The organism is Stenotrophomonas sp. SBJS02 (assembly GCF_020428325.2).
Taxonomy (GTDB): Bacteria; Pseudomonadota; Gammaproteobacteria; order Xanthomonadales; family Xanthomonadaceae; genus Stenotrophomonas; species Stenotrophomonas africana.
Map to the genome: position 1 here is coordinate 3,080,751 of NZ_CP109812.1, position 12,472 is coordinate 3,093,222.

11 protein-coding genes are annotated in these 12,472 nt (G+C 67.5%); 8 read left to right on the forward strand and 3 right to left on the reverse strand.

The window, feature by feature from the left end; translation table 11 throughout:
- Positions 1-218 precede the first annotated feature (218 nt).
- Positions 219-1,025, reverse strand: a complete 807-nt coding sequence (locus tag FQS62_RS14340; RefSeq protein WP_049448556.1) for an FHA domain-containing protein — start codon at positions 1,023-1,025, stop codon at positions 219-221.
- A 125-nt stretch (positions 1,026-1,150) separates the two neighbouring features.
- Here FQS62_RS14340 and FQS62_RS14345 point away from each other — a divergent pair, with 125 nt between their 5' ends.
- From FQS62_RS14345 to FQS62_RS14355, 3 genes are all read left to right on the forward strand, one after another.
- Entirely contained in the window at positions 1,151-1,426 is a 276-nt protein-coding gene (locus tag FQS62_RS14345) for a polyhydroxyalkanoic acid system family protein (RefSeq protein WP_005417302.1), read from the forward strand.
- Between the two features lie 80 nt (positions 1,427-1,506).
- Complete coding sequence (locus FQS62_RS14350) at positions 1,507-1,998, forward strand: phasin family protein (RefSeq protein WP_208043226.1); 492 nt, start codon at positions 1,507-1,509, stop codon at positions 1,996-1,998.
- Positions 1,999-2,236: 238 nt separating this feature from the next.
- Positions 2,237-3,247, forward strand: a complete 1,011-nt coding sequence (locus FQS62_RS14355; protein WP_208043227.1) for a restriction endonuclease — start codon at positions 2,237-2,239, stop codon at positions 3,245-3,247.
- A 102-nt stretch (positions 3,248-3,349) separates the two neighbouring features.
- Here the strand turns inward: FQS62_RS14355 and hutC are convergent, their stop codons facing one another.
- Complete coding sequence (gene hutC, locus FQS62_RS14360; protein WP_088481130.1) at positions 3,350-4,078, reverse strand: histidine utilization transcriptional repressor HutC; 729 nt, start codon at positions 4,076-4,078, stop codon at positions 3,350-3,352.
- Positions 4,079-4,106: 28 nt separating this feature from the next.
- Complete coding sequence (locus tag FQS62_RS14365) at positions 4,107-5,477, reverse strand: formimidoylglutamate deiminase (protein ID WP_208043228.1); 1,371 nt, start codon at positions 5,475-5,477, stop codon at positions 4,107-4,109.
- A gap of 67 nt (positions 5,478-5,544) precedes the next feature.
- Between FQS62_RS14365 and hutI the strand changes: the two genes are divergently transcribed.
- The 5 genes from hutI to FQS62_RS14390 all read left to right on the forward strand — a co-directional run bounded on the left by hutI (position 5,545) and on the right by FQS62_RS14390 (position 12,446).
- Complete coding sequence (hutI, locus tag FQS62_RS14370; protein ID WP_208043229.1) at positions 5,545-6,768, forward strand: imidazolonepropionase; 1,224 nt, start codon at positions 5,545-5,547, stop codon at positions 6,766-6,768.
- The gene (gene hutH, locus FQS62_RS14375; RefSeq protein WP_208043230.1) at positions 6,765-8,306 is read left to right on the forward strand and encodes a histidine ammonia-lyase; all 1,542 of its coding nucleotides are present in this window, start codon (positions 6,765-6,767) and stop codon (positions 8,304-8,306) included. The genes hutI and hutH overlap by 4 nt, the downstream gene beginning before the upstream one ends.
- Complete coding sequence (gene hutG, locus FQS62_RS14380; protein ID WP_208043231.1) at positions 8,303-9,157, forward strand: N-formylglutamate deformylase; 855 nt, start codon at positions 8,303-8,305, stop codon at positions 9,155-9,157. Before hutH ends, hutG begins: the two co-directional genes overlap by 4 nt.
- A complete protein-coding gene (hutU, locus tag FQS62_RS14385) occupies positions 9,154-10,821 on the forward strand; it encodes a urocanate hydratase (RefSeq protein WP_049448568.1) in 1,668 nt (555 codons plus the stop codon). Before hutG ends, hutU begins: the two co-directional genes overlap by 4 nt.
- Positions 10,822-11,009: 188 nt before the next feature.
- Positions 11,010-12,446 (forward strand): serine hydrolase domain-containing protein, encoded by a 1,437-nt coding sequence (locus FQS62_RS14390; RefSeq protein ID WP_208042939.1) that lies wholly within the window; start codon positions 11,010-11,012, stop codon positions 12,444-12,446.
- Positions 12,447-12,472: the final 26 nt, after the last annotated feature.

The window sequence follows — 12,472 nt, forward strand, 5'->3', positions numbered from 1 at the left end:
AAGGGAAATTTGGTTTCATTGGAATCCATTGGCCGGGCGCACAGCACCGGTAGCCGCCAACCTTGGTTGGCGTACGCCGTCGGGCGTCATGGCCACCGAAGGAGCGTGCCGACCAAGGTCGGCACCTACCAAAGCCGTGTGCTGCCAGGCGTCATGAGCCCTGATGGAGCGTGCCGACCAAGGTCGGCATCTACCAAAGCAGCCCCAGCGGAAGCAGATCAGCGCGCGCCGAACCAGAGCAGCAGGCTGAGCAGCGCGGCCAGCAGCAGCGCACTGACCAGCAGCCACGGCCAGCGCCGGACCCTGCGCGGCACGGCCGGCAGCACCGGCGCCTGCTCGGCGTCCTGGCTGGACTCGTCTTCATCCGGCAGCGGGCGTCGGCGTGGGTCATGCGGTACTTCCAGCACGAACCGGTGTTGGCCATCGAACACCACCTGGTCGCCCGCCTGCAGCCAGCAGTGGCGCACGGCCACGCCGTTGACCCGGGTGCCGTCGGCACTGCCCAGATCGCGCAGCAGCACGCGCTCGCCATGCACTTCCACACGGGCGTGCTGTTCGGCGAAGGCCGGCTCATTGATCTCGATGTCGGCGTCGCCGCCGCGACCGACCAAGCGGGTTCGCGACAGGGTGAAGCTGCGGCCATGGTGCAGGCCGCCGACGCCGCGCAGCAGGCGCTGCTGCTCATCGGAGCCGTCGTCGTTCTTCGGCGCAGGCGCCTGCAGCAGGCTCTCTACCTCGCCCTGCAGGACCATCTCCACACCATCCACGTACACCGCATCGCCCGCACGCAGCAGCGCCATGCGCCGCACCGGGCGGCCGTTCACGTGGATGCCGCGGATGCCGTTGCCGACCTGCAACCAGAGGCCGCGATCGTCCATGCAGAACTGCGCCAGCAGCAGGGCGCCGTTGCCGGCATCGCCGAGCCGCACACTGCCGTTGGCCTGGCGCACGATGCGTTGCACCCCGGGCCTCAGCGGCTGGTCGGGCTGTTGTTGTTGACTGAAGTGAACAAGCAGGTTCTGCACGCGGCGCAGCCTAGCAGGTTGGCCGCCAACGAAGAAGAACCCACGATGAGTGCTTGGCGCGGAGGCCCTCGATGCGCACAATGCTCGCCCTCATTGATCATCCCCGCCCTGCGCCAGGAGCCTGCATGTCCACCATCGATGTCCGCCACGCCCACGCCCTGCCCGACGCACAGGCGCGCGCCGCGATCGAACAGGTTGCCGCCAAGTTGTCCGAGCGCTTCGGCCTGAAGTCGTCCTGGACCGCCGACGTACTGAATTTCTCCGGCAGCGGCGTGGACGGTGCGATCGAACTGCAGCCGGGCGCCGTGCGCGTGACCGCCAAGCTCGGCTTCCTGCTGTCGGCAATGAAGGGCATGGTCGAAGGCGAGATCCAGCGCGTGCTGAAGGAAAAGCTGGGCTGAACCCCGGCGGCGGCCGTCACGGCCGTGCAACGCCAACGCGCGCTACTCTCGGGACAGGCCCAACTCCCACGGGAAGTGCGATGAACCACTACGAAAACGACGACCGCCGCAACGACGACGCCTCGTTCGGTGACCAGGCCGAGCGCTTCTCGCGCAAGCTGAGTGACTCGGCGCAGCAGGTCTGGCTGGCCGGCCTGGGCGCTCTTGGCCGTGCACAGGCTGAAGGCAGCCGCTTCTTTGAGGGTCTGGTGAAGGAAGGCGAAGCCTGGGAGGCCCGCCGCCGTGAACGCCACGGCGAACAGGGCCCGGGCTGGCGCGACAACGTCGAGACCTCGCTGGACGAGGCCCGCGAAAGGGCCTCCGGCACCTGGACCAAGGTTGAGAAGGCCTTTGATGACCAGGTGCAGGGCGTGCTCAAGCGCCTGCACGTACCCACTGCCGACGAGGTGACTGCGCTGGAGGCCCGGATCGACGCGCTGCACGCGCGGTTGGCCAAGCTGGAAAACCGTGCGGCCTCGGGCGCCGATGCCCCCGCACCTGGCAGCCACCAGTCACCCGGCGGCGTGCCCTGACAGGGCGCATGTTGCAATGCAATAAAATTTGATTGACAATCGCGAGCAACCCGCCAATCGCTTCGGCTGCCGTTTGTTCCCTCCCCTCACGGCTTCAGGATTGGCGGGTTTTTCGTGTCCGCCGTATACCGATCTGCGCGCTCCATCACGCTTCCTGTCAGGAACATCCTGACCCAGCCGGGCACCGCGACCTTTACACTGTCGCTCTCCGCTTTCGCCCCTTCCGCCCTACTCCTGCATGCTCCCCTGGATCCTGGCCCTGCTGTCGGCCCTGCTTACCTGTTCCCTGGCCGTTGTCTATCTGTGGTGGATCAAGCGGCGGCAGAAGGAGATGCAACTCGGCCTGCAGGCCTTGGCCGGCATGCACTGGCGCGAATTCTCGGTACTGGTCAAGCGCATGCTGCGCGAGCAGCGCGGCCTGCGAGAGCTGAATGACCCGGGCGAGGAATCCCGTGAGCCGAGCAGCGATTTCCTGCTCAGTGACGGCCCCAACAGCTGGCTGGTGTCGTGCAAGCACGGCCTTGCGTACCGCATCGGCACCGCCGCAGTGAACGAACTGGGTGCGGCCGCGCGCCTGGCCGGCGCCAAGGGCGGCGTGCTGCTGACCGAAGGCCGGATGGAACGCGACGGCCGCAGCGCCGCCGAGAAGCAGGCGGTCGAGGTGCTGGACGGCCCGCGCCTGTGGCCGTTGCTGCAGCCCTATCTTCCGGCGGAAATCGAAACCCGTGTGCGCGCCAGCGCCCGCCATGAAGCCCTGCGCCGGATCGCCATTGCCGCTCTGGCTTCGGCCACGCTGGGCCTGCTGGTCGGCTTGGGCCTGCAAGGGCTGCATGTGCAGGACGCCCCGCCCGTTGGCATGCTGGCGGTCGCCTCCGCGCCGGTCGCGCCTGCGGTTGAGGTGGCGTCCGAACCGGCGCCGGCGCCCGCCAGCATGCCAACGGCCGCCGCGCCTGCACCGGCCACGCCCTCCACCGACGCACGCAGCAACCCCAACCCGGATGCCGCCACCCTGGAGCGCTTCCAGTCCGATCTGTCCCGCGCCTTGGCCGGCAAGCCTGGGATCGCCAGCGGCGTCTGGCTGACCCGGCAGACGCTGGCCATCAACCGCACCGGCGAGCTGGACGCGGTGTGGCCGCAGGTCTGCGAGGAAGTGCTGCACTACCCCGCCCTGCGCAACGTGCGCATCCAGCTCAACGCCCGCCCCGGCGTGGATGAGCCGGTGCGCTGGCGGCAGTGCGCTACGTATTGATGGGGCAGCATCCACGCATGGCGTGGATCTACCGGGGATTCACACGCGTCGCGTAATCCCAACCGGGATTCGGTAGATCCACGCCATGCGTGGATGGAATCCCTATCGCGCGCCCGGCGCGAAGCGCGCCACCAGGTCCCAGGCATCCCCCAGGAACACCTGACGCACGCGGGTGATCGGTTGCTCACCGCGCCACGTCAGGCGCTCGATCACCAGGCAGGCGGTGCCGGGCTTCACGTCCAGCAGCTTGGCGGTGGCAGGATCCGCGCCCCAGGCACTGATGCGGTGCTGGGCACGGGTCCACGATACGTTCTGCAGCAACCAGCTACCCGGCGCGGTGGTGCTGAAATCAACGTCCAGCACCTCGGGCACGCCCACCGGGCTGATCAGGCGATGCTCCAACGCCAGCGGGCGACCATCGGCCAGATGCAGGCAGCGCATCGCCAGCAGGTTTTCCTGGCCCGCCAGCTCGACTTCGCCGGCATTGCCGGCATCGGCAAGGCGCAGCTCGCGCTGCAGCAGACGATAGGCGTACTGATGGCCGCGCGAGCCGACCTCCATCGCGATATCGGGAATCTCCAGCGCCACCTGCTCCAGGTGCGGCGGCTGCCGCGCCACGAACGAACCTGCGCGGCGGCGACGCTCGATCATGCCGCTCTCGGCCAGTGCGGTCAGCACCTTGTTCACCGTCATCCGCGAGCAGCCGTACTGCTCCATCAGCTCGTGTTCGTACGGAATACGAAAGCCCGGCGCCCATTCTCCGCTGAGGATGCGGCTTTCCAGATCGCTGCGGATACGCTGGTTGAGCGTGGCGGACTTGCTGGCCTTCACGTAATGGGGTCTCTGTGGCGGGAGGCGATCAGCCCAGCACGCCCTTCAGCGCAGCGGCGAAGGCGGTGGTGATCGCCTCGCGTTGCAGGTGGCGGCCCTCGGCCACGCATTGGCGGCCATGGCGCCAGACCGATCGCAGCGCGCCATTACGTGCGGCGAACACCCAGCTGTCAAGCCATGCGTCATCCTGCCGCGCCTGCAACGCGGGGTGCTCAGCATCCAGCTCGACCAGGTCGGCACTGGCCCCCACCTGCAGGCCGGCGGCCACGCCCAGGGCCTGTGCGCCCCCGTGCAGTGCGCCTTCAAACAGGAAGCGACCGGTGCTGCGGGTGGCATCCGGCGCCAGCACGTTGCGACCGCGCAGGGTCAGGCGCTGACCGTATTCAAGCAGGCGCAGTTCTTCGGCCGCGTCGATCAGCACATTGGAATCGGAGCCCACACCGAAGCGCCCGCCCTCGCGCGCGAACGCCTGCATCGGGAACAGACCGTCACCCAGGTTGGCTTCGGTGATCGGGCACAGGCCGGCCACCGCCCGGCTGGCCACAATGGCCGCGCGCTCGTCATCGGTGATGTGGGTGGCATGCACCAGGCACCAACGCGCATCGACCGGTGCATGGTCGTACAGCCACTGCACCGGACGCTGGCCGCTCCAGGCCAGGCAGGCCTCGACTTCGCGCACCTGCTCGGCGATATGGATGTGTACCGGACCGCCGGTGAGCGGCAGCAATGCACTCAATTCCTCGCCGGTGACTGCACGCAGGCTGTGCGGGGCAATGCCGAGTATCGCGTCGGGCAGCGCGGCCAGTGCCGGCTTGGCGGCGTCCAGCAACTGCGCAAATCCCTCTACATCATGGATCAGGCGTCGCTGCGCCGGATTCGGCGGCGCGCCGCCGAAATCGGCATGTGCATAGAACACTGGCAGCAGGGTCAGGCCGATACCGGTCTGGTCGGCCGCCGCCGCGATCATCGCACTCATTTCGGCGCGGTTGGCATAGGCATGGCCATCGGCGTCGTGGTGCAGGTAGTGGAATTCGCCGACGCGGGTGAAGCCGCTTTCCAGCATTTCCATGTAGGCCTGGGCGGCGATGGCCTGCACCGCGTCCGGGCGCAGATGGGCCAGGAAGCGGTACATCAGCTCACGCCAGCTCCAGAAACTGTCACCGTCGCCGCCGCCGATCTCGGTCAGGCCGGCCATGCCGCGCTGGAAAGCGTGGCTGTGCAGGTTGGGCAGGCCCGGCACCAGGATACCGACGCGGGTGTCGCCGTGCTGGCCGCCCTGCCCCGGGTGGATCGCCGTGATGCGGCCGTCCTGCACCTGCAGGCGGACATCGCGGGCCCAGCCGTCGGCCAGCAGGACGTGGGCGGCATGGAAACAGTGCGGGGAACGCGAATCGGACATGGCTGGACAACCCGAAATGGACGCCTATATTGTATAGACATATAAGCACAGCCGCGTTGTGGATGCCATGCACGTCGATACCCTATGGTCCAACGTTCACCTGATCACCCTCGATGGCGAAGGGCTGGGTGTCATCCGCGATGGCGTACTGGCCTGCGCTGACGGCCGCATCGTCCATGTCGGTCCAGCCGGCAGCGATGCCCAGCTGCAGCCAACCACCCGCATCGATGGCGAAGGCCGCTGGATTTCGCCCGGCCTGATCGATTGCCACACCCATCTGGTCTACGCCGGCAACCGCGCCAACGAGTTCGAGCAGCGCCTGCAGGGCGTCAGCTATGCCGACATCGCCCGTGCCGGCGGTGGCATCGTCTCCACCGTACGCGCCACCCGTGCTGCCACCCCGGAACAGCTGGCCCGCGAAAGCCGGCCGCGCCTGCTGGCGATGCGTGCCGAAGGCGTGACCACGATCGAGATCAAGTCCGGCTACGGCCTGACCCTGCCAGACGAACGCAAGCAGCTGCAGGTGGCGCGCGCGCTGGGCGAGGAATGCCGGGTCAACGTGGTGACCACCTTCCTCGGCGCGCACGCGATTCCGCCGGGCCGCGAGGCGCAGGAATACACCGACGAAGTGTGCGAGGTGATGATTCCGGCCATTGCCGCCGAAGGCCTGGCCGAGGCCGTGGACATCTTCTGCGAGAACATCGCGTTTTCGCCGGCACAGGCCCGTCAGGTCTTCGAAGCAGCGCGCGCGCACGGGCTGGCGATCAAGATCCATGCCGAACAGTTGAGCAACCAGCATGGTGCCGAACTGGCGGCCGGCTTCGGTGCGCTGTCGGCTGACCATATCGAACATCTGGACGACGCCGGCATTGCCGCGATGGCCGCCGCCGGCACCGTCGCCGTGCTGCTGCCCGGTGCCTTCTATTTCACCCGCGATACCTCCCTGCCGCCGATCGCCGCGCTGCGTGCGGCCGGCGTGCCACTGGCGCTGGCCACCGACAGCAACCCGGGCACCTCGCCACTGACCAGCCCGCTGCTGGCGATGAACATGGGCGCTACGCTGTTCCGCCTGACCGTGGACGAGTGCATCGCCGGCTTCACCCGTGAAGCGGCGCGCGCGCTGGGCCATGGCGAGCGCATCGGGCGACTGGCCGTGGGCCTGGACTGCGACCTGGCGATCTGGGACATCGACGCCCCCGCCGACCTGGTCTATCGCATTGGATTCAACCCGCTGCACGCGCGCGTGGTGCGCGGACAGCCCGACCTGCCTGCCTCCTGGAGCAACACATGAGCAACACCCTGGTTCTTCGCCCCGGCCATGTCACCCTCGCCCAGTGGCGGCAGGCCTATCGCGGTGCACCGCTTGCACTGGACCCGGCCGCGCTGCCGGCCGTGCGTGCCAGTGCCGCGACCGTGGCTGCCATCGTCGCCAAGGGCGCGCCGGTGTATGGCATCAACACCGGCTTCGGCAAGCTGGCCAGCGTGCGCATCGAGCGCGAAGACCTGGCCACCCTGCAGCGGAACATCGTGCTCTCGCATGCCGCCGGCGTGGGCGAGCCGATGCCGGCCAACGTGGTGCGGCTGATGATGGCGCTGAAGCTGGTGAGCCTGGCCCAGGGCGCTTCGGGCGTGCGCGAGGAGACCCTGCTGTTGCTGGAAGCGATGCTGGTCAAGGACGTGCTGCCGGTAGTGCCCGCACAGGGCTCGGTCGGTGCCTCCGGCGATCTGGCGCCGCTCTCGCACCTGGCCAGCGTGATGCTGGGCGTGGGCGAAGCCTTCATCGGAGACGAACGCCTGCCCGCCGTGGACGCACTGGCACGCGCCGGCCTGCAGCCGGTGGAGCTGGGCGCGAAGGAAGGCCTGGCCCTGCTCAACGGCACCCAGTTCTCCACTGCGTACGCACTGGCCGGCCTGTTTGAAATCGAAACCGTGTTCCAGGCCGCACTGGTCACCGGCGCGCTGTCGGTGGAAGCGGCCAAGGGCTCGGATACGCCGTTCGATCCGCGTATCCATGCGCTGCGTGGGCAGCGCGGTCAGATCGCAACCGCTGCCACCCTGCGCAGCTTGATGCTGGACTCGGGCATCCGCGAATCGCACCGCGACAACGACGTGCGCGTGCAGGACCCGTACTGCCTGCGCTGCCAGCCACAGGTGATGGGCGCGGCACTGGACATCCTGCGCCAGGCAGCGACCACGCTGGAAATCGAAGCCAACGGCGTCTCCGACAATCCGCTGGTATTCACCGAGACCGGTGAAGCGCTGTCCGGTGGCAATTTCCACGCCGAGCCGGTGGCCTTCGCCGCCGACATGCTGGCGATGGCGGTATGCGAGATCGGCTCGATCAGCGAGCGCCGCCTGGCGATGCTGGTCGACCCGGCGCTATCGGGCCTGCCTGCGTTCCTGACCCCGCGCCCCGGCCTGAATTCCGGCTTCATGATCCCGCAGGTTACCGCTGCCGCGCTGGTCTCGGAGAACAAGCAGCGCGCCTATCCGGCCAGCGTCGACTCGATTCCGACCTCGGCCAACCAGGAAGACCACGTGTCGATGGCCGCGCATGGCGCACGCCGCCTGATGCAGATGGCCGAAAATGCCGCCAACGTTATCGGCATCGAGCTGCTGGCCGCCGCGCAGGGCTGCGACTTCCACGCACCGCTGCGCTCCAGCGCCGCGCTGGAAACCGTGCGCGCCACCCTGCGTGCGCAGGTACCGACGCTGGAAGAAGACCGCTACTTCCATCCTGACATGGTGACCGCCACCAACCTGGTGCGCAGCGGCGCGCTGGCGCAGGGCTTGTCCGATCTGTTGCCAACCGTGGAGCCCCAGGCATGAATGCCCGCCCTGAATGGCTGACGGTGCACGAAGGTGATGCCCCGTTGATCGTCAGCTTTCCGCATACCGGCAGCGAGCTGCCGCACGACCTGATCGGCGACTACCACTCGCCGTGGCTGGCCCGCCGCGATGCCGACTGGTGGGTGCACGAACTGTACGACTTCGTGCGTGGCATGGGCGCGACCACGGTGCGCTCGGCGATCTCACGTTCGGTGATCGATCTCAATCGTGATCCCAGCGGTGTGTCGCTGTACCCAGGCCAGAACACCACCGGCCTGTGCCCGCTGACCACCTTCGACAACCAGCCGCTGTACCACGCGGGCCGCGAGCCGGATGAAACGGAAATCGCCCGTCGCCGCGACACGTATTTCCTGCCTTACCACGATGCGCTGGCTTCGCAGATCACGCGCCTGCGTGAACGCCACGGCACCGTGGTGGTGTACGACGCGCATTCGATCCGCTCGCATATCCCGCACCTGTTCGACGGCGAGCTGCCGCAGTTCAACCTCGGCACCGCCGGTCCCTCCGGTGCTCCGGACACCTCCTGCGACAACGCGCTGAGCGATGTGGTGGAGAACCTGCTGAAGATCAGCGGCATGAGCCAGGTGCGCAACGGCCGCTTTAAGGGCGGCTGGATCACCCGCCACTACAGCAACGTCGCCGGTGGCGTGCACAGCCTGCAGATGGAGCTGGCCTGCCGTGGCTACATGCACGAACCCCTGCCGGACCAGGTGGACGAACACAGCTGGCCCACCCCGCTCGACCCCGACCACGCCGCACCGCTGCGCCATACCCTGGCGCAGGTGCTCAACGCCTGCCTTGAATTCGCTACGAACCGGAGCGCCGCATGACCCGCAACGACCCGTCCCGCACCATCGCCGCGCCGACCGGCACCACGCTCAACGCCAAGAGCTGGCTGACTGAAGCGCCGTTGCGCATGCTGATGAACAACCTGCACCCGGACGTGGCCGAACGCCCGCAGGAACTGGTGGTGTACGGCGGCATCGGCCGCGCCGCACGCGACTGGGAAAGCTTCGATGCCATCGTCGAAACGCTCAAGCGCCTGGACGATGACCAGACCCTGCTGGTGCAGTCGGGCAAGCCGGTGGGCGTGTTCCGCACCCACGCCGATGCGCCGCGCGTGCTGATCGCCAATTCCAACCTGGTGCCGCGCTGGGCCAACTGGGACCACTTCAACGAGCTGGATAAGAAGGGCCTGGCCATGTACGGCCAGATGACCGCCGGCAGCTGGATCTACATTGGCGCGCAGGGCATCGTGCAGGGCACCTACGAGACCTTCGTGGAAATGGGCCGCCAGCACTTCGGTGGCAACCTGACCGGCAAGTGGCTGTTCACCGGCGGTCTGGGCGGCATGGGCGGCGCACAGCCGCTGGCTGCCGTGATGGCCGGCGCCTCCTGCCTGGCCGTCGAGTGCCGCAAGAGCAGCATCGACATGCGCCTGCGCACCGGTTACCTGGATACCTGGACCGACAATCTGGACGAAGCGCTGCGCCTGATCGACGAGTCGTGCAAGGCCGGTACACCGACGTCGGTGGGCCTGCTCGGCAACGTCGCCGATGTGCTGGCTGAGTTGCTGGCGCGCGGCATCAAGCCGGACCTGCTGACCGACCAGACTTCCGCGCACGACCCGGTGAACGGCTACCTGCCGCAGGGCTGGACCGTCGAGCAGTGGGATGAGAAGCGCGTTTCCGCCCCCAAGGAAGTGGAGAAGGCCGCGCGCGCGTCGATGGCCAACCACATCCGCGCCATGCTCGGCTTCCACGCACTGGGCGTGCCGACCGTGGACTACGGCAACAACCTGCGGCAGATGGCGCTGGAGGAAGGCGTGGCCAATGCCTTCGACTTCCCCGGTTTCGTGCCGGCCTACATCCGCCCGTTGTTCTGCCGCGGCATCGGCCCGTTCCGCTGGGCCGCGCTGAGCGGCGATCCGGAAGACATCGCCAAGACCGATGCCAAGGTGAAGGAACTGATTCCGGACAACCCGCACCTGCACCGCTGGCTGGACATGGCCGCCGAGAAGATCAAGTTCCAGGGCCTGCCGGCGCGCATCTGCTGGGTCGGCCTGGGTGACCGCGACCGCCTGGGCTTGGCCTTCAACGAGATGGTCGCCAACGGCGAACTGAAGGCGCCGGTGGTGATCGGTCGTGACCACCTGGACAGCGGCAGCGTCGCTTCGCCGAACCGCGAAACCGAAGCGATGGCCGACGGCTCCGATGCGGTGTCCGACTGGCCGCTGCTAAACGCCCTGCTCAACACCGCCAGCGGCGCGACCTGGGTGTCGCTGCACCATGGCGGTGGCGTGGGCATGGGCTTCTCGCAGCACGCCGGCATGGTGATCGTCTGCGACGGCACGGAGGCGGCAGCCAAGCGGATTGGGCGTGTGCTGTGGAACGACCCGGCCACCGGCGTGATGCGCCATGCCGATGCGGGGTATGAGATCGCGGTGGAGTGTGCGAAGGAGAAGGGGCTGGATCTGCCGGGGATTCTGGGCTGATCGCAGGGGTGCCGGCCAGCGGCCGGCACTACCGCAAGGCACCTGTAGAGCCGAGCCATGCTCGGCTCAATGCTTCCGGGGTCACGACGCCTGACCGGAAGGCAGCCGAGCATGGGCTCGGCTCTGCATGCTTGACCCAGTGTCCGACGCTGACCAACATGCGCCATCACCGCTGATGGATCACCGCGATGTACCTCACGTTCGCTGCCGCATTGCTCTGCACGCTATTGGTGATTCCGCCCGCTTCGGCGCGTGACGTCCCCGCCGCTCTCTCTACCCAGCTCGACACCCAGCTGCAGACCAACCGTGAACGTTACGGCATCGCCGGCCAGGCGGTACTGGTCGCACACAACGGCCAGGTGCTCTATCAGGGCGCCAGCGGTGAACGTGATCCCGCTACCCATGCACCGGTCACCGTCGATACCATCTTCGCCGCGCAGTCGATGGCCAAGCTGCTGACCAGCACGCTGGTGATGCAATTGGTGGATCAGGGCAAAGTAGATCTGGATGCACCAGCCAGCCGCTATGTGCCGGACCTGCCCACAGCATGGCAGGCGATCCACGTGCGCGATTTCCTCAACCACAGCTCAGGTATCGGTGAGTACTACGACCGCGTGAACAACCGCTGGGTGAGCAAGGGCTACCTCGGTGTAGCGCCTGACCTTGGCGCTGCACTGAAGGTGGCCGGCGCGACACCGATGCAGTTCGCCACCGGCAGCCGCGTGCAGTACACCCAGGCCAACTACCTGGTGCTGACCGCGTTGCTGGAAGCGCATTACCGCAAGCCCTACCCGGCCATCGCGCGCGAACGCATCCTGCAGCCGCTGAAGATGACCAGCACCTCATGGGGCGTTACCAGCGTGCCAGCCACGCGCGCGGCGGTGCCTTACATCGGCAAGGACGCCCAGCTGCAGCCGGCCAATGAAGATCCCTGGCCGGACTACGGTTGGGGCCATGCCGATCTGCAGACCACCGTGGGTAACATGAACCGTTTCCTGCAGGCGCTGGCGACTGGCAGGCTGCTGCGCACGGCGACCCTGGAAACACTCTGGCAGCCGCAGAAACTGGCCGGTGGCGGCAGCAATTTCTTCTCCACCGGCTGGGACACCACCCGAAGCGACGGCTACACCCAGGTCGGTCACGATGGTGGCACCCGTGTACGTGCGCGATTGGCCTACAAGGGCACGCTGGCCAGTGGCTACTGGGTATTCGTGTACCTGACCAACGGCAGCGCCCGCAATGTCTGGTCCAGCACGCTGGTGGAGAGCGCGATGGCGGTGGCCGCGCCGCAGGAGTTTCCGCACGCTGTGCTGTCCGAGCGGTTGATCGGCTACGCGCTGGATGACAGCGCCGATGCGAAACCGCTGATGCATAGCTGGCTGCGCGACAGCAATGGCGTTCCCACCGGCGAACTGGAACGCGCGATCAATGCCGATGGCTACGCCATCCGCGAAAGCCTGGGTGCACGCAAGGCACTGAAGGTGTTCGCGCTCAACGCCGAGCTGTATCCGGATTCGGCCAACGCGTGGGACAGCCTGGCCGAATGCCATGCGGCGCTGGGCGATGCAGATATTGCCAAGGCGCTGTACGCGAAGGCCAAGGCGCTGGCGAAGCCTTCGCGGTAAACCGTAGAGCCGAGCCCATGCTCGGC